Below are 22,827 nucleotides of genomic sequence, written 5' to 3'. Positions count from 1 at the left end.
GGCGGGGGCGGCGTTACCCCGATTTCTCCAGCCCGAAGGCATCATGGAGCGCCTGCACGGCCAGTTCCAGATATTTTCTGTCAATCAGCACGGAGATCTTGATCTCGGAGGTCGTAATGACCTTGATATTAATCCCTTCGGCCGAAAGCGCCTCGAACATTTGCGCCGCGACGCCGGTATGGGACCGCATCCCGATGCCGACGACGGATACTTTGCACACATCGCTGTCTACTTCCAGCCCGTGGAAGTTGATCAGCTTCTTCTCCCGGGCCTCCTGAACGCAGCGGTCTGCGCGCGCCACCTGGTTGGTGGGGCAGGAGAAGGTCATGTCCGTGCGACCCTCCTCCGAGATGTTCTGGATGATCATGTCCACATTGACGCCGGCTTCGGAGAGGGCGCCGAAGATCGCAGCGGCGACGCCGGGACGGTCCGCCACGGACAGAAGCGTGACCTTTGCTTCGTCGCGGCTATGAGCCACGCCCGAGACGACATTGCTTTCCATGATTTCCTCCTCGTCGCAGACGATCGTGCCTGCATTGGGATCGTATTCTTCGAAACTCGACACGACGCGCAGCGGGACCCTGTAGCGCATCGCCAATTCCACCGACCGGGTCTGCAGCACCTTCGCGCCGAGGCTGGCAAGCTCCAGCATCTCCTCGAAGGCGATCTTGTCCAGTTTCCGGGCCTTGGAGGTGATCCGCGGGTCCGTGGTGTAGACGCCGTCCACGTCCGTATAGATGTCACACCGTTCCGCACCGAAAGCGGCGGCGAAGGCGACGGCTGTTGTGTCAGACCCGCCACGGCCGAGCGTGGTGATCCGGCCCTCTGGCGAGATGCCCTGGAACCCGGCGACCACGGCCACCTTCATCCCTTCGGCGAATTTGGCGTTCAGGTTGTCGGTGGGGATCTCTTCGATACGGGCGGAGGCGTGGGCGCTTGTCGTTTTCAATGGCACCTGCCAGCCCTGCCACGAACGCGCCGGCACGTCCATTTCCTGCAAGGTGAGCGCCATCAGGCCCGCGGTGACGTTTTCGCCAGAGCTGACGACGGCATCGTATTCGCGGGCGTCGAACAGCGGCGATGTCTCCTCGACCCAGCCGACGAGCTCGTTGGTTTTGCCGGCCATCGCCGAGACGATCACGATCACATCGTAGCCGTTTGCAACCTCCCGGCCGACCCGCTTGGCAGCGCGTCGGATCCGGTCCAGCGTGGCGACCGAGGTGCCGCCGAATTTCATCACCAGAAGCGGCATGGTGCCCGCCCATTCCTTTCGTGTCGTTCGCGAGCGGGCATAGGGGAAGGGGCGCAGGGACGCAAGGGCGCGGGATGCGCCGGAACGCCCTGCCGAACGGCGTCCCGATCAGACCACGCCGAGGGGCTGTGACGGCCGCGGTGGTGTGCCTGCGCTAGCAAGATCGCCAGGGTCGTGCGCGGTGGCGCCCGAGAGCGGGCGGGGAAGTGGGCATTCTCAGGCGGGAGCATGCGAAATTTGACGCATATCAAGGACGCCCGGTGAGTCGCCGCCTCACAAATTCATGACGCGCAAGGAGGAGGAAGAAGCCATGTCACACGTTCCCCACGAACTCGCGGAGGATTTCCCAGCACAGAGCGACCTGATCGGCAGGCTTTCGGCGGAAGATCCGGATTTCGCCAGCCTCGCCGAGGAGTATTCGACGCTGAATGTGCGTGTCTACCAGGCCGACACCTACGAACGTCCGATGGAAGACCTGGCCGAGCACGAACTCAAGAAGCGCCGGGCGTTCCTTAAGGACGAAATCTACCGCAGGCTCGTGGAGGCGTAAGGCTCCGTCAGTCCCCGATCTCGTAGGGCAGGACCGCCCGCCGATCGGGCGAGACGGTGAGGGAGTGTTCCAGCGGGGGAATGGACCGCTGGTGGCAGGTGCGCCTCGGGCAGATCCTGCAAGAGGTGCCGATGGGTTCGAAAGCCGCAGGGTTGGTGGTGTCGAGCCCGTCGGCATAAACAAGTTCTGACGCGAACCCCACGTCGCAGCCGAGCGCGATGGCATAGCGCCGGTCCGGCACGCCCCATGCGCCGCCCGGTTTCGATACGTCTCGCGCGAGCAGGATATAGCGCTCACCGTCTGGCGTCTCGGCCAGCTGGCGCAGAAAATGCCCTGGCGTCTCGAAGGCGCGGTGCACGTTCCACAGGGGACACGCGCCGCCGAAGCGGGCGAATTGCATCCGCGCGGCCGAATGGCGTTTGGTGATCGTCCCGGCCTGATCGACGCGGACGAAAAAGAACGGCACCCCCTTGTGACCGCTGCGCTGAAGCGTGGCGAGCCGGTGCGTGACCTGCTCGATGGAGGCACCGAAGCGGTGCGCAAGCCGCTCGATGTCGTGCCGGGTCTCGTGGGCCGCAGCCTGAAAGCGGCCGTAGGGCAGAAGCGCCGCTCCGGCGAAATAGTTGGCCAGCCCGATCCGTGCGATCGCCCGGGCTTCCGAGGTCTGGAAACGGGCGAGGTCCAGAGTTGCCTCCAGCAGGTCTCTCTGCGTCAGCAACGCGACCTGGTGGAGCACTTGAAAGTCCCGCGTCGCTGGGTTGGCGCCGGCCGACAGAGTGAGCGTTCCCGCACCGGGGTCGAAGGCGCGAAGGCTTTCTGCGTCCTCCACACGAATGACGATGTTGCGCTTGTGAAGTTCCGCGCGTGCGGCCGCCATGGGATCGTCGCCGGCGAACTGTTCGGCGGCCCGGTCCACGGAGTCGATATAGTTGTCGATATAGTGAAAGAAATCCCGCACCTCCTCCCACGGCGACTGGGCGAGCCGCTCCCTGTCTTGCCCGAGCGCGGCATCGAGCGAGACGAGGAGTTCCTGCGTGCGCCGGTACGCGCCGTGCAACTCAAGGAAGGCGCGGGTAAGGGCGGGCGCGTTGGAGGCGGCGAGCCGAAGGTCCGCGAGCGGCGGGGTGTCGGAGAAGACCGGATCGGCGAGGGCTTCACGCATGTCGCTGACCCGTCGTTCGGTGTCCCCCGCGCTCAGCTCCGTCACGTCCATGCCGAATTCCTGCGCAAGTGCGAGAACGACCGACGTGGAGATCGGGCGGTGATTGTTCTCCATCTGGTTGAGGTAGGGCAGAGACACGCCCAGCTTGGCCGCAAAGACCTTCTGGGTCAGTCCAAGCTTGGTTCGGATCTCGTGCAGCTTGACGCCCGCGTAGAGTTTCTTCTGGGCCATGGAGGTCTTTGCAGCTTCGCGTTTTAGCGATCTAAGCTTTGCAAACCTCAGGGGGCAAGTCGCAAATGCCGCTCCCTGCGCAGGACGTAGAGAATGCTGACCAGCGCCATGAACGACGAAGCGGCCATCAACCCCTGTAGGGGCATCGGCGTCTCCGCCCCCTCCAGTAAATGCCCCGCGAGTGTCGAAAGGGCGGCGCCCCCTCCGATCATGATGAACCCGCCAAGTCCGCTGGCTGTGCCCGCAAGCCTCGGACGGACCGAGAGCATGCCTGCAGTCGCGTTGGGGATCACCATCCCGTTGCCAATGCCCACGCTGGTGACAAGGGCGAAGAATACCAACGGCGGATGAAACCCGGCAAGTCCGACCATGAGAGACGCCCCCATCCCGCTAGAGGAGGCGATCGAGCCCCACAGGATCATTGGGTTGATGCCGACATGGGAGGAAAACCGGCCTGAGATGTAGTTGCCCACAGCGTAGCCCACCGCCGGCGCGCCAAAACACACCCCCGTCCAAAAGGGCGACAGCCCGAAAATCACAGAGGCGACATAGGGGGCTCCACCAAGGAACGCGAAGAACGATCCGGACGCAAACGCGGACGCGAGGGCATAGCCCCAGAACCGCGGTGAGGTCAGAAGTTCGGGGTATTCCCGTATTTGGCGCGATAAGGGCCTGCCGGTATCCACGGCGGTCTCTCCCAGGTCCCGCCAGATCACCCATCCGACGAGGGCGCCGGACAGCATCAGGAACAGGAAAATCGATTGCCAGCCCAAGGCCTGCTGAAGCGCGCCGCCGATCATGGGGGCGATCATCGGTACCAAGGCCATGCCCATCGTCACATATCCGATCCGGGACGCGGCTTCGTTCTGCGGGTACATGTCCCGCACTACGGCGCGGGAGAGCACGATTCCCACGACCACGGCGCCCTGCATCATTCGAAAAGCGAGAAAGACCGCGACGTTCGGCGCGAGAAGGCATCCGGCGGTTGCGGCGAGGAAGATCGCGAGAGCCCAGAGGACGACCGGCCGCCGGCCGAGCTTGTCGGAGATCGGGCCGATGGCAAGCTGCATCAGCGCCGTCGTCGCCAGATAGAGCGACACCGAAAGCTGCATCAGGGCGTAGCTCGTCGCGAAATGCTCGGTCATCGCCGGCAGGGACGGCAGGAAGACACTCATGTTCATCGCCGAGAGCCCGGCGAGGAGGACGAGGGTCAAGATATGCGGCGGGGTGGAGCGATCCAGAAAGCGGATCGTGACTCTATCAGACATGGGAGCGATGTAGCCGGGAGGCGATACCAAGTGCAATCCGCCGTGACGTGCATTGGGCGAGGGTTTTCCTTATTTGCAATTTGCCGGTGCTGCGCTGCCAATTCTTTGCAAATTTTCCAAATGACGCTTCCTGTGGACCGCCCGGCTTTGCTACGCAGTTTCAGACGTAATGGGGAGGCCGACATGAAAGATATTCTCGAGGAACTCGAACGCCGCCGCGCCTCTGCCCGCATGGGCGGTGGACAGCTTCGGATCGACAGCCAGCACAAGAAGGGCAAGCTGACCGCCCGAGAACGGCTCGATCTGTTGCTGGACGAGGGCTCCTTCGAGGAGTTCGACATGTTCGTCACCCACCGCTGCAACGATTTCGGTATGGATGCCGAGAAGCCCGCAGGCGATGGCGTGGTGACGGGCTGGGGCACGATCAACGGCCGCCTCGTCTATGTCTTCAGTCAGGACTTCACCGTCTTCGGCGGCTCGCTGTCCGCCACGCATGCGCAGAAGATCTGCAAGATCATGGACATGGCGATGCAGAACCGCGCGCCGGTGATCGGGCTCAACGATTCCGGCGGCGCGCGCATCCAGGAGGGGGTGGACAGCCTTGCCGGCTACGCCGAGGTGTTCCAGCGCAACATCGAAGCTTCGGGCGTGATCCCGCAGATTTCCGTCATCATGGGGCCCTGCGCGGGCGGGGCGGTCTACTCGCCGGCGATGACGGACTTCATTTTCATGGTGAAGGACACCTCCTACATGTTCGTCACCGGTCCCGATGTAGTAAAGACCGTCACGAACGAGGTGGTGACGGCGGAAGAGCTTGGCGGTGCCTCGACCCATACCCGCAAGTCCTCCGTGGCCGACGGGGCCTTCGACAACGACGTTGAAGCGCTGATCGAGATCCGGCGGCTGTTCAACTACCTGCCGATGAACAATCGCGAAAAGGCGCCGGTCTGGCCGTTCTTCGATTCTCCCGACCGTATCGAGGAAAGCCTCGACACGCTCATTCCGGACAACGCGCATACCCCCTACGATATGCACGAGTTGATCCTGAAAGTGGCGGACGAGGCCAACTTCTACGAGATCCAGAAGGACCATGCGAAGAACATCATTACCGGGTTCATCCGGCTTGAGGGGCGGACGACGGGTGTCGTGGCGAACCAGCCGATGGTCCTCGCGGGCTGCCTCGACATCGACAGCTCCCGCAAGGCGGCACGCTTCGTTCGATTCTGCGACGCCTTCGAAATCCCCATCCTGACCTTTGTCGACGTGCCGGGCTTCCTGCCGGGGACGGGGCAGGAGTATGGCGGCGTCATCAAGCACGGCGCCAAGCTGCTCTTCGCCTTTGGCGAGGCGACCGTGCCGAAGGTGACGGTCATCACCCGCAAGGCCTATGGCGGGGCCTATGACGTGATGAGCTCCAAGCACCTGAAGGGCGACATCAACTACGCCTGGCCCACTGCGGAGATTGCCGTGATGGGGGCCAAGGGCGCGACGGAAATCCTCTACCGCTCTGAGCTCGGCGAGCCCGAAAAGATCGCGGCGCGTACGGCGGAGTACGAACGGCGCTTCGCCAATCCCTTCGTCGCCGCCGAGCGGGGTTTCATCGACGAGGTCATCCAGCCCCATTCGACCCGAAAACGGGTGGCGCGCGCGTTTGCCAGCCTGCGCAACAAGAGGCGCGAGTTGCCGTGGAAGAAGCACAACAATATCCCGCTGTGAGGAACCGGCCTGCGGGAACCGCCCGGGAAGACGGGGGCGCGGAATTGACACCGAACCCGTTCGGTCGGCCTGCCGGGAAGGCAGAGGGAGGGGCGGCATGAGCCGGGCCCGCTGGCATGTGTTGCGCGAGGGTCCGGTCCTGACCCTGGCTCGCGCGCTCCCTCCGCGCTTCGATGTGGTGGCGGAGACCTGGCTTCCCGGGGGCGGGCGCGCGCGGCTTGCGCATCAGATCCGGCAGGATATCTGGCGCGCTGTGCAGCACCAGCGGGGCTTCTCTCCCGTCGTCCAGATCGCCTGCCGCGATGGCGGACTCGCGGTGCGCGCCGGTGGGCGCGTTTCGGTGCGCCCGTTCGATCGCGATGGGATAGAGGCGCGGATTGCGGATGTGCTGGAGCATAAGAAGTGTCGGGCTCGCTGGATACGCTGTGCGGGGAGGGCTGCGTGATGCGTTTGTTTCAACTGGTCGGGGCGGTGGGGCTGGCGCTTGGCGCGCAGCCTGTCGCGGCACAGGAGATCGTGCTGCATTCCGGGTTGTCCGTCATGCCCCTGGATCGGATCGTCGAGCGTCAGGCCGACGGCAGGATGTGGTTGACGCTGCGCTACGTCACTCCCCGGATTGCCCGCGATGGCGGCGATATGGGTTACGAGGACGTGGCCACGGACCTCGATGAGTTGTGCAATACCCAAGGCCTCTCCGCCGCGGCAGAGGAGGGAGGCATCGATGAGGTCGTCATCGCGCTTCTGGACCGGCCCGTTGAATGGGGCACGACCGACCCCGACGCGACGATGTTCATCGGCGCTTACTTTCCGGACGAAGAGGGATGTATCTGGCAATGAGACCCGGCGAAACGATCCCAAATCGGCAGAAGGAGTGTCGGGCGTGCTGAAACATCGCGGATTCCCCGGCCGGCTGCCGGGAACGGACTATCAATTCACGCTCCGCCGTGCCGGAAAGAGTGGCGCCACCCCGTTGCAGGCCCGCAAACGGCACGCCGACCGGCGCCCGGCGGACCGGCGGGCGGACGAGGCCTTCCTCGAGGCCTTGCTCGGATATTTCGGCGATGCGCCCTTCGAGCGCGGAAATCTGGACGCCGGGCGCCTGAACTGGCTCTTCGGGCGGGAGGTCGTGCCGGCGGAGGAGCCGTTCGATTCGGCCTCCTATGAGGCGAAGCTGCGAGTCGATCTTGCTGCCGTTCAGCGCAGCTATCCCCACGTGCTCGACAGATTCGACATTATCGCAGACCCCGAACTAGCGCCGGACGACGAAGATCGGGACGAGGACGGAGGTTCTTGGGCGTGAATCTGCCTATCTCATCACGACTCAGGCAGAATCTGGCTGATATGCCGCCTGCGACGGTCAAACTCTTTGACCAATTGTTCTGTTGCGGCAGGACTGTTTCCCGAGCGGTGCATCCCATCACGTCCGCCGCTCACGGGACTTATCCAGGTACCCTTTCTGACTCACGGTGGCTGCGGCAAACATCTTGCCCGCCACCGTTTTTTCTTGCGCCCCAAGTCCCCGGTGAAAAGGCCGGGAGGACTCCTACATTCGGTCCAAGCTGCGTGGCGGTCGCCGCGCCGCATACGCAACATGGAGACACGACATGGCGAAACCTCTCAAACTGCTTCCGCTCCTGGCCTTGGCCAGCCTCGCGGCGGCCTGCACGACCGGTAACGATCTGCAGCGCGCAGGCGTGGGGGCGGCCACTGGCGCCGCGGTCGCAGGAGCAACGGATAACGATATTGCGACCGGCGCGGCCATCGGCGGCGTCGCGGGCGCCCTTTCAGACGATGCAGCGCGCGCGACCGGCCGGTCGTTCTGACGCTGCGCGGGCCATACACGCCCGAAGAGTTCAAATCGAGGCCATCGGCGCTGCGGGCGCCGATGGCCTTTTCATTGCAGGGCTGACGCAACTGGTTGCGTCGCGCGCGCCGGAATTCCGGAAGGGGGAGGGATAATGTTCAAGAAGTTGCTGATCGCCAACCGGGGGGAAATCGCCTGCAGGGTCATCAAGACCGCGCGCAAGATGGGCATCGCCACGGTCGCGGTGTATTCGGATGCCGACCGGAACGCTCTGCACGTCGAGATGGCCGACGAGGCCGTCCACATCGGCCCGTCGCCGGCGAACCAGTCTTACATCGTCATCGACAAGGTGATGGACGCGATCCGGCAAACGGGCGCGGAGGCGGTGCATCCAGGCTACGGCTTCCTTTCGGAGAACCCGAAATTTGCTGAGGCGCTGGAGGCTGAGGGTGTCGCCTTCGTCGGGCCGCCTGCCTCCGCAATCGTGTCGATGGGAGACAAGATCACCTCCAAGAAGATCGCTCAGGAGGCTGGGGTGTCGACCGTGCCCGGCTACATGGGCCTGATCGATGACGCTGAGGAGGCGGTGAAGATCTCAAACGACATCGGCTATCCGGTGATGATCAAGGCCTCCGCCGGTGGTGGCGGCAAGGGGATGCGGATCGCCTGGGATGACGAAGAGGCGCGCGAGGGCTTCCAGTCCTCGAAGAACGAGGCGGCGAATTCGTTCGGCGACGACCGAATCTTCATCGAGAAGTTCGTCACCCAGCCCCGCCACATCGAGATCCAGGTGCTCGCGGACCAGCATGGCAACTGCATCTATTTGAACGAGCGCGAGTGCTCCATCCAACGGCGCAACCAGAAGGTGATCGAAGAGGCGCCGAGTCCCTTCCTAGATCCCGAGACGCGCAAGGCGATGGGCGAGCAGGCCTGCGCGTTGGCAAAGGCCGTGGGCTACACCTCGGCCGGCACGGTGGAGTTCATCGTCGACGGCGAGAAGAATTTCTACTTCCTTGAGATGAACACTCGGCTTCAGGTCGAACATCCGGTGACGGAACTGATAACCGGCGTCGATCTGGTGGAGCAGATGATCCGGGTGGCCGCCGGAGAGCCGCTGTCGCTCGCCCAGGAGGATGTCCCCATCAACGGTTGGGCCATCGAGAGCCGGCTCTATGCCGAGGACCCCTACCGCAATTTCCTGCCCTCCATCGGCCGCCTGACCCGTTACAGGCCGCCGGAAGAACATGCGGCCGAGACCGAAGCGATCCGCAACGATACCGGCGTGTTCGAGGGGGGCGAGATCTCGATGTTCTACGATCCCATGATCGCGAAGCTCTGCACCTGGGCGCCCGATAGGGCTCATGCGATCGAACTGATGCGCAATGCGCTGGACAGTTTCGAGGTCGAAGGGATCGGTCACAACATTCCGTTCCTGTCCGCGGTGATGGATCACGAGCGGTTCGTCTCCGGCGACATCACCACCGCCTTCATCGGAGAGGAGTATCCCGACGGGTTCTCCGGGGTGGACCTTGCCCAAGACGACAAGGACAAGGTCGTCGCCCTTGCCGCCAGCATGAATCGGATGGCGGAGGTGCGCCGGACGCGCATTTCCGGCACGATGGACAACCACAAGCGCAAAGTCGGGTCCGACTGGATCATCACCGTGGATCGGGAGGAATTCGCCGTGCAGGTCGAGGCCCGGCGGAACAGCGCCACGGTCATCTTCGAGGATGGCCGCCGGCTGACGCTGAACAGCGGCTGGACGCCCGGCGACAGCCTCGCCGAAGTGGACATCGACGGGACGCCGCATGCCTTCCGGGTCCAGAAGATCACCGCCGGATACCGCATCCGGTATCGCGGAGCGGACATGAAGGTGCACTGCTACACCCCGCGGCAGGGGGAACTCGCGCGCCTGATGCCGGAGAAGGTGCCGCCCGATACGTCGAAAATGCTGCTGTGCCCCATGCCCGGCCTGATCGTGAAGATGAACGTCGAGGAGGGTCAGGAGGTGCAGGAAGGCCAGGCGCTCTGCACGATCGAAGCCATGAAGATGGAAAATATCCTGCGGGCGGAGAAGCGGGTTGTCGTGTCCAAGATCAACGCCGAGCCGGGCGATAGCCTGGCGGTCGACGAAGTCATCATGGAATTTGAGTGACTGATCTCCAAGAGAACGCGGCCGGCCATACTTTGAAATTGCCGGTCGTTTCCACGGCGAGCGTGCTTCTCGGCTTCACGCTCCTGCAGCTTGTCGCTTTTCTGAATGCGGGTGTTTTCGAGTACCCGCTTGATGATGTCTACATCCACCTCGCCATTTCTGAGCAGATTGCTCATGGCGGTTACGGCGTCAATTCGGGCGAGTACGCTTCGGCGGCTTCGTCGCCGCTTTACCCGGTTTTTCTGATTCTTTTCGCGGGAGCTGAAGCACAACGGTTCCTTCCCCTCATTTGGAACATTGTCGCTCTGACGGCCTGCGGCTGGCTCTGGGGTCGTATCTTGTCTCAGGCGGGCTATGAGACGGCATCGCGTTCATTCGGTATATTTGCCGCTGCTGTTGTGCCGCTGCTCATTAATCTGCCAGGGATTGCCTACACTGGCATGGAGCATACGCTACATACTGCTGCGAGCCTTGCGATCGTTTTGGGCCTGTTGATCCTCCTCGATGAAGACAGGCTGACTTTCCTTCTTCCGTTGGGCATCGTCCTTGGCCCGGCCATCCGCTTCGAGGCGCTCGGGTTGTCGTTGCTGGCGGCAGGTGTGTTGGTTCTGCGCAGGCGGTCTGCGGCAGGAATCGCATCGGGTGCGACTGCGCTGCTCGTGATAGTGGGATTTATGGTATTTCTTGTCAGCCTCGGACTCGAACCTTTGCCGAGTTCGGTGCAGGCGAAGCTGGGTATGAACGAAAGCAGTACCCCTGCGGGCGGCATAATCGGAAATGTGCTCGAAATGGCGTCTCATCCCAATGGGGCAATTCTGTTTTCAATCCTGCTGAGCTCAATTGTCTTCTTGGTCGTCGCGGTGATGGAGCCCGGCAGAGACGTCGGACCATATCGCTGGCTGCTGGCGGTCATTGTCTGTGCGCTGGTCGCCCACATCATGGTTGGCAAGGTTGGCTGGATGAACCGCTATGAGAATTACATAGTCGTTTCGGCGACCGCCATTTCACTCGCATTCGCTGTTCGGGGGAGTGTGGTGTGGCGTTTGGTGGCACTGGTCCCGATTTTCGTGGCCACGGTGGTATATGGCGCGCACCACATTAGCACCTATCCGTACGCCACCCGTACCATTGATCGGCAGCAGGCCCAACTGGCCAGACTAGCTCAGGATTTCGTTCGAGGTCCGGTGGCGGTTACTGATCTGGGTCGCGTAGCGTGGGGCAATTCGCACTATGTGTTGGATCTCTGGGGGCTCGGCTCCCTCGAGGCCTTGAGGTTGCGTCAGGAAGGAGCGCCGCCGGGATGGGGCGGACCACTCGCAGCGCGGCATGACGTGGAATTGGCGATGATTTTCGAGCCATGGATGAAGTCCGCGGCCGCGCCTGACTGGGTGCGTCTAGGTACGCTCGGCATCGACGGATCGTTTCGCTATTCTCTCATGCCGGAGGTCGTCATTGTCGCAACCTCGTCCGATGCGGCTGTGCGCTTACGGGAAACAGTGACGGACTGGGCCGCGGGACTGCCGGAGGGGGCATGGTTTCATCCGGCAAGTGCGGACCTGTGATCTTAGCACAGGCCTAACGCCCGAGCGTCCCGCCGCCCCGCTCGCGAATTTCGTCACGGCGCAGGGGGGTCTTGTCGATACTGCGGGAGATTTCGCGCGTCGACCACGGCGACGGCTTGCGGAGTTTGACCCCACCGTCCTTATCGACCAGCACCAGAGCGAACCCACGGGGCCTCAGCGTGCGTCGAGGGGGCGTACGTTCCGATGGGGCGGTGTCTGTCACCACAATGACGTCCCGTTCCAGAAGATCGCTCGGACGGTCCGTGAGCATACGCATCTGTTCGATGTATCGTGGGTCCGCCGGCGTGTCCGCAAAGACCACGAGAACGCGTTTGGTCCAGAGATATGAATCGAGGTCCACATCCGCCGCGTCGAGAATCTGTAGCGTCGAAGGGACGGCCGGCGATGCAGCCCCGCCCAAGGCGTTGTCGGCCGGTTGTGCCGCGAGCGGGGCGGCTACGGCCAGTTGCAGGGCAACCAATGTCGTCAGGACCTTGAAGGACAAGTCCGGCTCTCCTCTCGTCGCAACAGATATAGGGACGCCAGGCTGGAAAGCTAAGGGAAAATCCCCTGTTGCCCGCGATCTGCGTCGCCGCAGCCCCGCCCGGGGCCGCGTGTTTCACCCGCCTGCGACGCGTTTCAGGCCGCTGCATGGCGCCATGCACATGGCGGGAGTGCGACAATGGCAGCCCCGTAACCCTATGATCGGGGACTTGCACAAGGTAAGGTGCAAGAATAGCAGTGGCTTGCCCAGTCCCCTGTCTGCGGACGCACGCGACCGATGGCCGTCGCGCGACGCTGTACGAATGGCGGCACTGGCCGCGCAGTATGCCGAAGATCTTGCCCGGTTGCGTTCCGGCGCGAACGGGCCTGCAACCCTCATTGCTGGCGCATGTGCCTAGACCTGCGCGCGATGGACAGGAAGGAAGGATGAACACCCGATGAGCGAAACGTCTCTCCCCAAGGAATGGGCTGAGCTTGCCACCAAGGAGCTGCGGGGCCGGTCGCTGGACGACCTGACCTGGGAGACCCTCGAGGGCATCAAGGTCAAGCCGCTCTACACTGCCGAGGATACTGCGGACCTGCCGCATATGGGCAGCCTTCCCGGCTTCGAGCCGTTCACACGTGGTGTGCGTGCGACGATGTACGCCGGACGCCCGTGGACCATCCGGCAGTACGCAGGTTTCTCCACCGCCGAGGAATCGAACGCCTTCTACCGCCGCGCGCTGGACGCCGGCCAGCAGGGCGTCTCCGTCGCCTTCGACCTGGCCACCCACCGCGGCTATGACAGCGACCACCCCCGCGTGGAAGGCGACGTCGGCAAGGCCGGTGTGGCCATCGACAGCGTGGAGGACATGAAGATCCTGTTCGACGGCATCCCGCTCGACAAGATCTCGGTTTCTATGACCATGAACGGTGCGGTGATCCCGGTGCTCGCGAACTTCATCGTCGTGGGCGAAGAGCAGGGACACGACCGCAAGGTGCTCTCTGGGACCATCCAGAACGACATCCTCAAGGAGTTCATGGTCCGCAACACCTACATCTATCCGCCCGAGCCCTCGATCCGGATCATCGGCGACATCATCGAATACACGTCCAACGAGATGCCGCGGTTCAACTCGATCTCGATCTCCGGCTACCACATGCAAGAAGCCGGCGCGGACCTCGTACAGGAACTGGCCTTCACGCTGGCTGACGGGCGCGAATACGTGCGTACCGCGATCAAGGCCGGCATGCCGGTCGACAAGTTTGCCGGCCGGCTCAGCTTCTTCTTCTGCATGGGCATGAACTTCTTTATGGAGATTGCCAAGCTGCGCGCCGCGCGCACGCTCTGGGCTCGCGTGATGGACGACCTCGGCGCCAAGGATCCGCGTTCCAAGATGCTGCGCACCCACTGCCAGACCTCCGGCGTGAGCCTGGCCGAGCAGGACCCCTACAACAACGTCATCCGCACCGCCTACGAAGCGATGTCGGCCGCGCTCGGCGGCACCCAATCGCTGCACACCAACGCGCTGGACGAGGCCATCGCGCTGCCGACCGACTTTTCGGCGCGGATCGCACGGAACACCCAGATCATCCTCCAGGAAGAGACCGGCATCACCAAGGTCGTCGACCCGCTGGCCGGCTCCTACTACGTCGAGGCGCTCACGAACGAACTGGTGGAGAAAGCCTGGGCGCTGATGGAAGAGGTCGAGGAGATGGGCGGCATGACCCAGGCCGTCGCCTCCGGCATGCCGAAGCTCCGGATCGAGGAATCGGCCGCCAAACGTCAGGCGCTGATCGACCGCGGCGAAGACGTGATCGTTGGCGTCAACAAGTACAAGTTGGCGAAGGAAGAGGATCTGGAGATCCTCGACGTCGACAACATGGCTGTGCGCCAATCTCAGATCCGTCGGATCAATCGTGTACGCGATACCCGTGACGAGGCCGCTTGCCAGAAGGCGCTGGAGGAGATCACGCGCCGCGCGAACGAGGGGGGCAACCTGCTCGAAGCCGCCGTCGAGGCCGCTCGCGCCCGGGCAACCGTTGGCGAGATCAGCATGGCGATGGAAAAGGTCTTCGGCCGTCACCGGGCCGAAGTGAAGACGCTCGCCGGTGTCTACGGCGCTGCCTACGAGGGCGACGACGACTTCTCCGCGATTCAGAAGTCGGTGGAAGCCTTCGCCGAGAAGGAAGGCCGCCGTCCGCGGATGCTCGTGGTCAAGATGGGTCAGGACGGGCACGACCGCGGCGCCAAGGTCATCGCGACCGCCTTTGCCGACATCGGTTTCGACGTCGACGTGGGGCCGCTGTTCCAGACGCCGGAAGAAGCCGCGCAGGATGCCGTCGACAACGACGTGCACATTGTCGGTATCTCCAGCCAGGCTGCCGGTCACAAGACGCTGGCCCCCCGCTTGGTGGAAGAGCTGAAAAAGCAAGGCGCAGAGGATATCGTGGTGATCTGCGGCGGGGTTATCCCGCACCAGGACTACGAGTTCCTCTACAATGCGGGGGTGAAGGCGATCTTCGGCCCGGGCACGAACATCCCGGCCGCCGCCAAGGATATCCTGGAAATCATCAGCGAGACCCGGGACACCGCGGCCTGATCCGCCACATGTGCAAAGGATTGGAAGGCGGCGCGAATTCGCGCCGCCTTTCGTTTGGCGCGCCTGCGGCCCAATAGGCCCTGTCGGCCGCAGTCCTGCCCGGATAGGGTGCGGCCATGTCCATCTGGAGCCGCATATCGGACGCGCTTGGAGCGCTTGCAGCCGGGGAGCCACTGAGCCAGGTCTTCGACCGCCTGCGCACGCCGCCGGAGCGCAGCGTGGCCTTCGCCATTGCGGTGATTGCCCTCGGCGCCAAGCTCGCCAAGGCCGACGGCACCGTGACGCGCGACGAGGTGCGTGCGTTCCGTGAGGTCTTTACCATTCCGCCGCAGGAAGAGGCCAACGCGGCCCGCGTCTTCAATCTGGCGCGGCAGGACGTGGCGGGCTTCGACGCCTATGCCCAGCGTATCGCGGCGCTGTTCGAGGGCGGGCACGACGTGCTGCGCGATTTGATGGAGGGGTTGTTTCACATAGCGACCGCCGATGGGCAGTATCACCTGGCCGAGAACGAGATGCTGCTCCAGATCGCGACGATCTTCGGGCTCACGGAGGGCGAGTTCCGAAGCCTGCGCGCTCGGTTCGTGCCGGATGCCACTCCCGATCCCTATGACGTGCTCGGGGTCACCGCGGATATGCCGATGCAGCAGATCCGGCGCGCCTGGGCGCAGGCGGTGCGCGACAGCCATCCCGACACGATGATCGCCCGCGGTGTGCCGGAAGAAGCGGTGCGTCTGGCCGAACAGCGGCTTATAGCCGTCAACAGGGCCTGGGAGGAGATTTCCGGGAAGTCGGCATAGGACCCCCAATGAGGATCGCGACCTACAACGTGGAATGGATGAACGCGCTCTTCGATGACGAGGGGCAACCGATTGCGGATGAGGAATGGTCGGCCCGCTACGACATTACGCGTGCCACCCAGCTCGAGGCGATCGGAATCGTATTCACGGCCCTCGACGCCGATGCCGTTCTGGTGATCGAGGCCCCCGACGACAATCGGCGGCGCAGCACCGTCCAGGCGCTGGAGAACTTCGCCCGTGTCGTCGGTCTGCGCCAACGCCGGGCCGTCATCGGATTTCGGAACCATACCGAGCAGGAGATCGCGCTGCTCTACGACCCCGACGTGTTGAGCGCAGAACACGACCCGAGAGGCGAGTTCGCCGGCAAGACGGGCGGGACGGATGCGCCGCGCTTCGATGGCTCGTTTCAGATCGACCTGGACATCGACGCCACGCTGGACGTGGTGCAATTTTCCAAGCCTCCGCTAGAGCTTGCCATGCGCACATCGGACGGCTTTGCGTTTCACATGATCGGCGTACACGTGAAATCGAAGGCTCCGCACGGGGCGCGCAGGAAGGACGACATCATGCGGCGGTCGATTGCCAATCGCCGCAAGCAACTGGCTCAGTGCATCTGGCTGCGCCAGCGCGTCGACGAGCATCTGGCCGAGGGCGAGCCGCTGATCGTGCTCGGTGACTTCAACGACGGTCCCGGACTGGACGAGTACGAGGCACTGTTCGGCAGGTCGGGGGTGGAGATCGTCTCTGGTCACGACCGGCCGACACCGGAGCAGTTGCACGATCCAAACGCGCTGCCCGTGCTCGCTCGCCATAGCGCCGCTCACCGATCCTCCGCGCGGTTCTACAACGACGAGTCGAAGCAATACGTGTCCGCTCTGCTGGATTTCATCATGCTCTCGGGCGACCTGCTGGAGCGCAAACCGACTTGGCGGATCTGGCACCCGTTTGACGACACCGCGATCTACAAGATCCCCGAACTGCGGCAGGCGCTTCTCGACGCGTCGGATCACTTCCCTGTGACGCTCGACATCGACCTGAGCGCTTCCGCCATCGATGGATCGAGCGTATGATCGCCCAATGACACGCTGGTCCGCCGTATCTTTGGCCCTGTCCCTCGCGCTGCTGCCGGTATCCGCGCCGGCACAGGAGATATTTCCCCCCGGCGATACCCCGGAGGAGGGCGAAGTTGAGGAAGGGTTCGACCTGATCGAGGAGGGCTCCAAGCTTCTGCTGCGGGGGCTGGTCGATCAGATCGAACCATTTATGGACGACCTGGCTACCGAGATGGAGCCCAAATTGCGGGCTTTCGTGAACAACTTCATGCCGTTGATGGAAGAATTCTCCGACATGATCGGCGATCTGGACAACTACTACCCGCCCGAAAAGCTGCCCAACGGCGACATCATCCTCAGACGGAAAACGCCGCTGTCACCGGATGCGCCGGAAGAGGACGAAATCGATATCTGATAGCCGCGGGCCGCGCCCGCATCACGCAGGTTTGCGGCGGGTCCGTGTTAACGTGACGATGGTTTCCACACCCATGGCACGGGCCAGCGAATCGAAACGCGCGGCTGCGACCTCGCCATAGAGTGTTGCGGAGTTCGGCGGCAGGCGCAGTTCCAGTGTTTTCTTCTTCGGCCGATACCGGAAGGTTCCCATGCCCTCCGGATTGGCGAAGGAAAACATGGCCCCGAACCGCAGTGCCTTGCCCAGGATCTCCGCCTCTCGGGTCAGAGGCTCCCCGAGCATCTCAAGCAGTGGCGTGAAGCGGTTCCCCGGCCGGGCGTTGCGATAGCGGTGCGCCAGCGCGAGACCGAGGTAGATGCGGCCGATGTGGTCGATGCCTCCAAGGTTGCCGCGGGTGGCGCTGTCGAAACAGACGTCTGCGCGGTAGTCCGGGTGGGCACGCCAGTTCACGTCGTGCAGCAGGCAGGCGGCCCTGATCCATCGCGGGTCGGCACGAGGCTGGGGGAAGAGCGGCGAGATGAAGTCGTGCAAGATACGGCCGAAACCGGGTAGCCGTGCCGAGGTGGCCTCGCTGTACCGTGCGGCCTCGATCAACGGGTCACGGGCGCGGATGCGATGGGGCATCTGCTCGTAGAGGAGGCCCTCGCGGATGCCGTACCCGGAGGTCGTGACTTCGCGGATATGGAACGTTGACATCAAGCGGCGCAGCACCTCGCCAGCAATCGGCACGAGCGAAATACGGGCGGATGAGAGGCGCGCGACCTCGCGCAACTGTTCCAGGTCCTGGCCATCGATCCAGTCCAGAGTGGCGCGGATCGACTTCGGCGTCATGCGGTAATCGTGCAGAACCGACAGGGGATAGTCCTTGCGGACCATGTCGAGCCGCGCGATGGCGCGCCATGAACCGCCAACGAGGAACAGGTGGTCATGACGCTCGATCCTGTCGGCCAGAGCGCCGACGACTTGTTTGATCTCACGGGCGCGCGCTTTGGCGCCGCCTGGCATGGACATCAGACGCAACGGCCCCAGCGGCGCGGTCGCACGCTCCCAGACCCGTTTGCTCTCGATCCGCGCGAGCTCCATGGAAGAGCCGCCGATGTCGCACACCAGACCCTCGCCTTCGGGCCAACCGAGTAGGACGCCCTGAGCGGAAAGGCGAGCCTCTTCCTCGCCGTCGATCACGTGGATTGCCTGGCCCGTCTCCACCTCCACTTGACGGCAGAATTCCTCCCCGTCGCTGGCCTGTCGGACGGCGGCCGTGGCGACGGCGGTCAGCGGCGCGATCCCCATCCCCTCGGCCAGGGTGGCAAAGCGGCGGATCGCGGCAAGGGCGCGTTCGCGGCCGAGTGGGTTGAGGGTGCCTGTCCGGTCCAGCCCGGAGCCAAGCCCGGCCATCACCTTTTCGTTGTAGAAATACGCCGGGCTGCGCGCGGCACCGTCGAAGACGACGAGGCGGATGGAGTTTGAGCCAACGTCCAGCACACCGACCCTGGAAAGCGCCCGTGCCGCCGGATCAGCGAAGATCGGTCTTCCGAAGGGGTCCCACGAGTCGTGCGCTTCGGGTGTCCCGTCGTCCATAACGGCCTCCAGTCGCCTGCCAGCGGGTTATTTGCAGCGCGGGTGACGAAGGTCAATCCTTGCTGTGGGTCAACTCCGGCACATCGGCCGCACCGGCCGAGCCGCGGCCAGACAGCGAAGGGTTCTCGAGGAAGAACCTGTGACAATTGAACCCGGTATCTCCCTCCCCGATCGGGTGGCGTGTGTAGCTGAAGTCGGGATTGAGGACCCAGCTTTGCGCTTCGTCTGCCATGTTGGCGGCCATGATCTGGCTCATGATCTGTGCCTTGACCGTAGGATTCGTCGTCTCCACCAGCGTTTCCACCCGCCGGTTCAGGTTCCGCCCCATCCAGTCGGCGGACGAGATGAACACGCGCGCCCGCTTGCTCGGCAGACCCGAGCCGTTGCCGAAGCAAATGATGCGGGAATGCTCGAGAAAGCGACCCACGATGCTCTTGACCCGGATCGTCTCGCTCAGCCCCTTGATTCCGGGGCGAAGCCCGCAAATTCCGCGGATCACCAGATCGATCCGCACCCCGGCACGGGAGGCATCGTAGAGCGCGTCGATCACTTCCGAGTCGATCAGCGAATTCAGCTTGGCCCACATTTCCGCCGGTCGGCCGGCGCGGGCCAGCTCCGCTTCGCGGCCGATCAGGTCCAGCAGTCTTGGCTTCAGCGTAATGGGAGAAATCGCCAGGTTCTCCAGCGTCTCAGGGCGGGCATAGCCGGAGAGGTAGTTGAACACCTTGGTCGCATCGCGCCCGAGCGCCTCGTCGCAGGTGAAGAAGCTCAGGTCGGTGTAGATCTTCGCGGTGATCGGGTGATAGTTCCCGGTGCCGTAGTGGGTGTAGGTGACCAGCCGGTCACCCTCCCGCCGGACAACGGCGCTGATCTTGGCGTGGGTCTTGTAGTTCGTGAAGCCGTAGACAACGTGCGCGCCAGCCCGCTCCAGCTTGCGGGACTGCTGGATGTTGGCGGCTTCGTCGAAGCGCGCTTTCAGCTCCACCAGCGCAGTGACCGACTTGCCGTCCTCCGCCGCCTCGCACAGCGCAGCCACGATGGGCGAATCCTTCGATGTGCGGTAGAGCGTTTGCTTGATCGCCAAAACATTCGGATCCCTTGCCGCCTGCGTCAGAAACCGCACCACCATGTCAAAGGTCTCGTACGGATGGTGCAGCAGCATATCCTTCTGCTTGATAGCGTCGAACATGTTGCCGTCGTGGTCCTGCACGCGCTCCGGAATTCGCGGTGTGAAGCTGGGCCAGAGGAGGTCCGGGCGGCTGTCGATCACCAGCTCCTTCAGATCGGCAAGCCCGAGCTGGCCCTTGACCTCCACCACCTCTGCTTCGGCGATGTTGAGCTCCTCCATGATCGTCGCCTTGAGCTTCTCTGGCGCGCCGGCGGTGAGTTTCATCCGGATGACCTCGCCCCGGCGACGGCGCTTCAAGGCCACCTCGAACTCGCGCACCAGATCCTCTGCCTCCTCCTCGACCTCGAGATCGCTGTCACGCAGCACGCGAAAGGCGCAATGCCCCACCAGCTTGTAGCCGGGGAAAAGCGAGGCCAAGTGCAGGATCAGCAGATCCTCCAACGGCAGGTAGCGATGTTCGGGGCGCTTGCTGGGCAGGGCGATGAAACGGTCGACTTGCGCCGGGATGGGCAGCAATGCCTGCCGCGACACGCCATCCGACTCCCGGCGGAGCTGCAGCGCGAGGCAGAAGCCCGTGTTCGGAATGAAGGGGAAGGGATGTGCCGGGTCGATCGCCAGCGGCGACAGCACGGGGAAGACCTGGGCGAGGAAGTGCCTCTCCAGATGCGCCTTGTCCTCCGCCGTGAGCTTCGAAAGCGTGAGAAGGCGTATCCCTTCCGCCTCCAGATCCCGCTTCAGCTTATTCCATGTGTTCTGCTGCTCCCGCAGCAGTCGGCGGGCGTTGTCGTTGATCTCGAGCAACTGCTCGCCCGGCGTCAGGCCGTCCGCCGCAGGGGTCAGGTTTCCTTCCCGGTGCAGCTCCCGCAGGCCCGCCACGCGGACCGTGTAGAATTCGTCCAGGTTGGTGGCTGAAATCGACACGAACCGTACCCGCTCCAGCAGCGGAACCTTCGGATTCATGGCTTCCTCGAGTACCCGCCAGTTGAACGCCAGCCAGGACAATTCCCGGTTGAAGAAGCGTTTCGGGCCCGTGACATGCGCGGCCGGAATTTCCACCGGCTCGGGAAGGGGGGAGTTCAGGAAATCAGCCTGAGTCATGTAAGGTGCCTGTCGGTCTGTGCCGGGACCGGCCAGGGCGGCTGGCCGGCGGGAATGCGGCGCGGAACTATCTCAGGCCTGTCTATCGCTCTCATCGAGGCGCTCCAAGACCTCCGCCGCGAGTTTCGGCCCGATCGGGCGCCCGGTGCCAAGGGCATGGGCATCGAGCGCGGCCACAATACGTCCGGCCGCGGCAAACGAACGGTCCATCCGCCTGAGGAGCCACGGTAGAAGACTTGGCTGTGGCTCGATCTGACGGTCGGCAAACAGTTTCAGCAGAACGGCTTGCAGGAGTTGATCGTCCGGGGGCTCCAGCCGCACGCTGGGAGTTCCGAGAATACGGCTAGCGAGATCCGGCAGCGCGATCTGCCAGAGGGCAGGGGAGGTGTCCCCCGTCAATAACAGACTGCCGCCTTCGGCCAGAACGAGGTTGTGCCAATGAAACAGCGCCGTCTCCGCCTGAGCGTCTCCGGCAATCTGCGGCACGTCTTCCACCGCCAAATTGCCTGGCTCGGGCACCTGCTGGGCGAGGTCCCGCGCCGACACGATGCGCGCACCGGCTTCCGTGGCCCAGACGTGGGCGAGGTGCGACTTGCCGGACCCTTCGGGGCCGACCAGCGCCAGCTTGCGCACCGGCCAGTCCGGCCAGCGATCTATCTCTGCAACGGCGAGCGCATTCGCGTCGACGACGAAGAAATCTTCGCGGCCGGTGGCAGAACGAACCGGCAGATTGAACTTGAGTTGCTCGGGCATCAGACCGTCGGTGCGCGCGAGTCCTGCGTTTCCGCCGCCTCGTGCGCCATGGCCGCGGCCTCTTCCCGCGTCGCCGCCTGCCCTCGGTAAAGCTTGCCCTTCTTGTACTGCTCGGCAAAGAAGCGGACGATCACGCCGATGACCGCCGAGAGCGGCACGGCAACCAGCATCCCCACGAAGCCAAAGAGCGCGCCAAAGACCGTCAGCGCCATCAACAGCCAGACCGGGTGCAATCCAACGGATTCGCCAACCAGCTTCGGCGTAAGAACGTTACCCTCCAGAAACTGCCCGGAGAAGAATATCGCGACGACGATGGCGATCATGGTCCAGTCGCCCCAGAACTGGAACAGGGCCAGACCGATCGCGAGAATTCCGCCGACCAGCGCGCCGACATACGGGATGAATGTCAGCAACCCCGCCAAGGCGCCCACCAGAAGGCCGAAGTCCAGCCCAACCAGAAACAAGCCGATGCAATAGTAGAGGCCGAGCAGAAGGCAGACGAGGCCTTGACCGCGGATGAAGCCGGAGAGAGTGTCGTCGATTTCCCGCGCGATCTTGCGGATGGTGTCGACATGGTCACGTGGCAACAGGTCGTCCACTCGGGCGACCAGTCTGTCCCAATCCAGCAGAAGATAGAAAGAGACGACCGGCACGATGACGAGCAGGGTCAGCACGTTGACCAGCCCGCTGAACGACGCGAACGCGCCTTGCAACAGCTCCGTCCCCTTCGACGAAATGGCCGACCCGACGGAGGCAAGAGATCGCCGGATCATCGACTCGGCATCCACGAGGGACGGCAGCCTGGCGGTTAGAAAATCCTGAAATTGCAGCGCGAGTTCCGGAATTGTCTGGAAGAGCGCCGTCGCTTCTTCCGCCAGCGTGGGAATGACGAGCAGGAACAGAAGGAAGAAGAAAAGAAACCCGCCGAGGGTGATGATCGACACGGAGATCGCCCGCGACAGGCCGTGGCTTTCGAACCAGTCCGCGATCGGATCGAGCAGATAGGCAATGGCCGCGCCGACCACGAATGGCAATAGCACGTCGCCCAGAAACCAGAGCACGACGAAAAATGCCAGCGCCACGGCAGACCAGACTTTCACCTGGGTGCGAACGGGAAGGGACATGCAATCTCCTTTTCCGGCTGAGGTTTCGCCCAGCCGGCGCCACTTTGCAAGCCGGTCACCGCGCCAGCCTCATCTTGTTGGCGAAAATACCCTCC

The 22,827-nt window shown here is 63.6% G+C and carries 20 protein-coding genes; 12 read left to right on the top strand and 8 right to left on the bottom strand.

The features are described from left to right. Positions 1–13 precede the first annotated feature (13 nt). Complete coding sequence (locus BM075_RS10680; protein WP_093360668.1) at positions 14–1,252, bottom strand: aspartate kinase; 1,239 nt, start codon at positions 1,250–1,252, stop codon at positions 14–16. A 310-nt stretch (positions 1,253–1,562) separates the two neighbouring features. Between BM075_RS10680 and BM075_RS10675 the strand changes: the two genes are divergently transcribed. Next, the gene (locus BM075_RS10675; RefSeq protein ID WP_093360812.1) at positions 1,563–1,802 is read left to right on the top strand and encodes an HP1242/YdcH family protein; all 240 of its coding nucleotides are present in this window, start codon (positions 1,563–1,565) and stop codon (positions 1,800–1,802) included. Positions 1,803–1,809: 7 nt separating this feature from the next. Here the strand turns inward: BM075_RS10675 and BM075_RS10670 are convergent, their stop codons facing one another. Both BM075_RS10670 and BM075_RS10665 read right to left on the bottom strand, forming a co-directional pair. Continuing rightward, the gene (locus tag BM075_RS10670; RefSeq protein ID WP_093360667.1) at positions 1,810–3,195 is read right to left on the bottom strand and encodes a helix-turn-helix domain-containing protein; all 1,386 of its coding nucleotides are present in this window, start codon (positions 3,193–3,195) and stop codon (positions 1,810–1,812) included. Between the two features lie 47 nt (positions 3,196–3,242). Then, on the bottom strand, positions 3,243–4,463 hold the full coding sequence (locus BM075_RS10665; protein ID WP_093360811.1) for a multidrug effflux MFS transporter: 1,221 nt from the start codon (positions 4,461–4,463) through the stop codon (positions 3,243–3,245). 183 nt (positions 4,464–4,646) lie between these two features. On the opposite strand from BM075_RS10665, the gene BM075_RS10660 reads away from it, so the two are divergent. The 7 genes from BM075_RS10660 to BM075_RS10630 all read left to right on the top strand — a co-directional run bounded on the left by BM075_RS10660 (position 4,647) and on the right by BM075_RS10630 (position 11,700). After that, positions 4,647–6,179, top strand: coding sequence for an acyl-CoA carboxylase subunit beta (locus BM075_RS10660; RefSeq protein WP_093360666.1), 1,533 nt, complete (start codon positions 4,647–4,649; stop codon positions 6,177–6,179). A gap of 97 nt (positions 6,180–6,276) precedes the next feature. Next, on the top strand, positions 6,277–6,624 hold the full coding sequence (locus BM075_RS10655) for a hypothetical protein (RefSeq protein WP_093360665.1): 348 nt from the start codon (positions 6,277–6,279) through the stop codon (positions 6,622–6,624). Continuing rightward, entirely contained in the window at positions 6,624–7,016 is a 393-nt protein-coding gene (locus BM075_RS10650; protein WP_093360664.1) for a DUF6497 family protein, read from the top strand. Before BM075_RS10655 ends, BM075_RS10650 begins: the two co-directional genes overlap by 1 nt. Positions 7,017–7,059: 43 nt before the next feature. Continuing rightward, on the top strand, positions 7,060–7,479 hold the full coding sequence (locus BM075_RS10645) for a hypothetical protein (RefSeq protein ID WP_093360810.1): 420 nt from the start codon (positions 7,060–7,062) through the stop codon (positions 7,477–7,479). Positions 7,480–7,783: 304 nt separating this feature from the next. Beyond that, positions 7,784–8,002, top strand: coding sequence for a hypothetical protein (locus BM075_RS10640; RefSeq protein WP_093360663.1), 219 nt, complete (start codon positions 7,784–7,786; stop codon positions 8,000–8,002). Between the two features lie 135 nt (positions 8,003–8,137). Continuing rightward, positions 8,138–10,138 carry an acetyl-CoA carboxylase biotin carboxylase subunit gene (locus BM075_RS10635; RefSeq protein WP_093360662.1) on the top strand — a complete coding sequence of 667 codons (2,001 nt, stop codon included), beginning with the start codon at positions 8,138–8,140 and terminating at the stop codon, positions 10,136–10,138. Beyond that, positions 10,135–11,700 carry a hypothetical protein gene (locus BM075_RS10630; protein ID WP_093360661.1) on the top strand — a complete coding sequence of 522 codons (1,566 nt, stop codon included), beginning with the start codon at positions 10,135–10,137 and terminating at the stop codon, positions 11,698–11,700. Before BM075_RS10635 ends, BM075_RS10630 begins: the two co-directional genes overlap by 4 nt. A gap of 13 nt (positions 11,701–11,713) precedes the next feature. Here the strand turns inward: BM075_RS10630 and BM075_RS10625 are convergent, their stop codons facing one another. Next, complete coding sequence (locus BM075_RS10625; protein ID WP_245758815.1) at positions 11,714–12,205, bottom strand: DUF4174 domain-containing protein; 492 nt, start codon at positions 12,203–12,205, stop codon at positions 11,714–11,716. A gap of 436 nt (positions 12,206–12,641) precedes the next feature. Here BM075_RS10625 and scpA point away from each other — a divergent pair, with 436 nt between their 5' ends. The 4 genes from scpA to BM075_RS10605 all read left to right on the top strand — a co-directional run bounded on the left by scpA (position 12,642) and on the right by BM075_RS10605 (position 17,050). Continuing rightward, positions 12,642–14,786, top strand: a complete 2,145-nt coding sequence (gene scpA / locus BM075_RS10620) for a methylmalonyl-CoA mutase (RefSeq protein ID WP_093360660.1) — start codon at positions 12,642–12,644, stop codon at positions 14,784–14,786. 116 nt (positions 14,787–14,902) lie between these two features. Then, entirely contained in the window at positions 14,903–15,583 is a 681-nt protein-coding gene (locus tag BM075_RS10615; protein WP_093360659.1) for a molecular chaperone DjiA, read from the top strand. An 8-nt stretch (positions 15,584–15,591) separates the two neighbouring features. Beyond that, the gene (locus BM075_RS10610) at positions 15,592–16,653 is read left to right on the top strand and encodes an endonuclease/exonuclease/phosphatase family protein (protein WP_093360658.1); all 1,062 of its coding nucleotides are present in this window, start codon (positions 15,592–15,594) and stop codon (positions 16,651–16,653) included. Positions 16,654–16,660: 7 nt separating this feature from the next. Then, positions 16,661–17,050: a hypothetical protein gene (locus BM075_RS10605; RefSeq protein ID WP_093360657.1), complete on the top strand. Its 390-nt coding sequence runs from the start codon at positions 16,661–16,663 to the stop codon at positions 17,048–17,050. A gap of 21 nt (positions 17,051–17,071) precedes the next feature. Here BM075_RS10605 and BM075_RS10600 read toward each other — a convergent pair whose 3' ends face one another. The 4 genes from BM075_RS10600 to BM075_RS10585 all read right to left on the bottom strand — a co-directional run bounded on the left by BM075_RS10600 (position 17,072) and on the right by BM075_RS10585 (position 22,732). Continuing rightward, positions 17,072–18,628 (bottom strand): Ppx/GppA family phosphatase, encoded by a 1,557-nt coding sequence (locus BM075_RS10600; protein ID WP_093360656.1) that lies wholly within the window; start codon positions 18,626–18,628, stop codon positions 17,072–17,074. A 52-nt stretch (positions 18,629–18,680) separates the two neighbouring features. After that, a complete protein-coding gene (locus tag BM075_RS10595; protein ID WP_093360655.1) occupies positions 18,681–20,855 on the bottom strand; it encodes an RNA degradosome polyphosphate kinase in 2,175 nt (724 codons plus the stop codon). 72 nt (positions 20,856–20,927) lie between these two features. After that, complete coding sequence (locus BM075_RS10590; RefSeq protein ID WP_093360654.1) at positions 20,928–21,608, bottom strand: P-loop NTPase family protein; 681 nt, start codon at positions 21,606–21,608, stop codon at positions 20,928–20,930. Further along, positions 21,608–22,732 carry an AI-2E family transporter gene (locus BM075_RS10585; protein ID WP_093360653.1) on the bottom strand — a complete coding sequence of 375 codons (1,125 nt, stop codon included), beginning with the start codon at positions 22,730–22,732 and terminating at the stop codon, positions 21,608–21,610. The genes BM075_RS10590 and BM075_RS10585 overlap by 1 nt, the downstream gene beginning before the upstream one ends. Positions 22,733–22,827: the final 95 nt, after the last annotated feature.

It is taken from the genome of Tropicimonas isoalkanivorans (genome assembly GCF_900112335.1).
GTDB classification, from domain to species: domain Bacteria; phylum Pseudomonadota; class Alphaproteobacteria; order Rhodobacterales; family Rhodobacteraceae; genus Tropicimonas; species Tropicimonas isoalkanivorans.
This window is presented reverse-complemented; position numbering and strand designations above follow the sequence as displayed.